The sequence below is a fragment of the Neisseria sp. P0018.S001 genome (assembly GCF_051957355.1).
Lineage (GTDB): Bacteria > Pseudomonadota > Gammaproteobacteria > Burkholderiales > Neisseriaceae > Neisseria > Neisseria subflava_A.
In genome coordinates this window covers 1-493 of record NZ_JBQCWN010000052.1, presented here as the reverse complement: position 1 = coordinate 493, position 493 = coordinate 1, and the positions used below count along the sequence as shown (strand labels likewise).

General features: G+C 52.7%; 2 protein-coding genes. One reads left to right on the top strand and one right to left on the bottom strand.

Annotated features, from left to right (window positions below; genetic code table 11):
• Positions 1–189: hypothetical protein (locus ACTHTJ_RS10780; protein WP_440362676.1), on the top strand; the 189-nt coding region annotated here is incomplete at its 5' end.
• Here the strand turns inward: ACTHTJ_RS10780 and ACTHTJ_RS10775 are convergent.
• Positions 186–493: hypothetical protein (locus ACTHTJ_RS10775; RefSeq protein WP_440362675.1), on the bottom strand; the 308-nt coding region annotated here is incomplete at its 5' end. The genes ACTHTJ_RS10780 and ACTHTJ_RS10775 overlap by 4 nt on opposite strands.

Genomic DNA, 493 nt, shown 5'->3' with positions numbered 1-493 from the left:
GCCCCAAACACCACAAAACACACAACGCAAAACAACGACCTCCCTCTCCCGAACTTCGTCAAACTCCCAGCAGCAACCCCGCAAATCCCACACCCACCCAAAACAAAACACCACCACACCACCACAACCTACCAAAACACCAAAAACAACCAACACACCACCCCAACACAAAACAACGCCAACCCCTAAAACAACCAAACCACCCACACCCCCAACCACAACCCCCACACAAACCCCACCAACACCCCCAAAAACCAACCAACCCCCCAACACACAAAAAACAAACACACCCACCCCCAAAACCAAAAACCCAACACCACCAACCCCCCCACCACAACCAACCCCACCAACAACAAAACCCCCAACCCAAAACCCCCCAACAACCACCCCCACACCCAAACCACCCCCACCACAAACAACAACACCAACAACAAACACAACAACAACCCCCACACCAACCCCACACACACAACAACCAACACAACAACCCACA